Genomic DNA, 1,947 nt, shown 5'->3' with positions numbered 1-1,947 from the left:
TACGGCGACGAAGACCGCCAGCGCGTCGCGCTGCCGACCTATCCCTTCGAGCGCCAGCGCTACTGGATCGATCCGCCCGCCGCAGGCACGACCCGCGCGGCTGCCGCGCGGCTGCGCAAGCGCCCGGAGGTGGCCGACTGGTTCTATCTCCCATCGTGGAAGCGAGCCATGCCGCCGGTCCTGGCGGAGTCGCATGCCGACGAGCCGCTCCGCTGGCTGGTCTTGCTCGATGATACTGGCCTGGGCCAGCAGGTGGTCGAGCAGCTCCGGCTGGCAGGCGACACAGTGATCACCGTGACACCGGGCGCGCATAGTCAGCGCCGCGACGACTCCGCGTACGTCATCGATCCGAGCGACCCTGTGGGGTATGCGCAGATGCTCGAAGCGCTGTCGACGAGCGGCAGGCTGCCGCAGCGGATCATCCACTTTTGGACGATCACCACGGGCGAGGTAGGGCCGCTCACGGTGCGGCGCTTCGAGCAGACACAGCACCACGGCTTCTTCAGTCTGCTCTGGCTGGCGCAGGCGCTAGGCCGCTGCGCGCTTGAAGAGCCGGTGGAGATCACGGTTGTCTCGAATAATATGCAGTGTGTGACCGGCGGCGAGCGGCTGTGTCCTGAGAAAGCGACGGCGATCGGCCCAGCGAACGTCATCGCGCAGGAGTACCCGCATATCACCTGTCGGAGCATTGATCTTGAGCTGCCGACACACGGCACGTGGCAGGAGCCGCGTCTGATCGAGCAGCTCATCGCCGAGATCATCGTGCCCTCGGACGATCGGATCGTTGCCTATCGTCAGTACCACCGCTGGGTACAGAGCTTCGAGCCGGTGCGTCTCGACGGGAGTCCCACGCGGTCGCGGCTGCGGCAGCGGGGCGTCTACCTGATTACGGGCGGGCTCGGCGGAGTCGGCCTGGCGCTGGCGGAAGAGCTGGCCCACACCGTCCAGGCGCGGCTTGTGCTGCTCGGACGTTCGGCTATGCCCGCCCGCGACACCTGGGAGCACTATCTGGCGAGCCACCCGGAGCACGATCCGTCGAGCCGAAAGATCCAGGCGATCAAGGCGCTGGAAGCAGCCGGTTCGGAGATCCTGCTCTGCGCCGCCGATGTCGCGGACGAGGCGCAGATGCGCGCGGCCATCGCGCAGGCCAGGGAGCGTTTCGGCACGATTCACGGCGTGATCCATGCGGCGGGACTCCCCGGCGACGGGATCATCCAGCTCAAGCAGCCGCAGGCCGCCCGCGACGTGCTGTGGCCCAAGGCGATCGGCGCGATCGTGCTGGATGCACTCTTCAAGGATCACGACCTGGACTTCCTGGTCTTCTGCTCGTCGCTGAACGCCATTCTCGGCGGCGTCGGCCAGGTGGATTACTGCGCTGCGAACGCCTTTCTGGATGCGCTCGCCTACCAGACCACCTCGCGGGGCCGGACCTTTGCGCTATCGATCGACTGGGGCAGGTGGCACAACACCGGCATGGCGGCGGCGCTCGAAGCGCGCTACAGGCAGATCACCGGCGGCGAGCTCCACGAGGGCATGACGCCCGCCGAAGGCCGCGAAACGTTTCTGCGCTGCCTCAATCGGAGCACGCTCCCGCAGATCGTGGTATCGAGCCAGGATCTTGCGGCGGTCCTGGCGCAGCGCGAGAGCAGGCCGCAGCGAGCGACCGGCGTGGAGCTGGAATCGCAGCGCCTACCCACGGCAAGCCATGCGCGACCGGCGCTGAGGACTGGCTATGTCGCGCCGCGCACGTCGGCTGAGCAGACCATCGCCGCGATCTGGCAGGCGCTCCTCGGCATCGAGACGATCGGCATCGAGGACGACTTCTTTGAGCTGGGCGGCCACTCGCTGCTGGCGACGCAGGTCATGGGGCGGGTGCGGGCGGCCTTTGGGATGGAGCTGCCGCTACGGGCGCTGTTCGAGGCGCCGACCATTGCGGGGCTGGCGGAG

General features: G+C 67.9%; 1 protein-coding gene. It reads left to right on the top strand.

Annotated features, from left to right (window positions below):
• On the top strand, positions 1-1,947 hold a 1,947-nt coding region (locus VFZ66_07310), incomplete at both ends, for an SDR family NAD(P)-dependent oxidoreductase (protein ID HEX6288981.1).

Source organism: Herpetosiphonaceae bacterium, from assembly GCA_036374795.1.
In the GTDB taxonomy this organism is placed as follows: Bacteria; Chloroflexota; Chloroflexia; order Chloroflexales; family Kallotenuaceae; genus LB3-1.
This window is presented reverse-complemented; position numbering and strand designations above follow the sequence as displayed.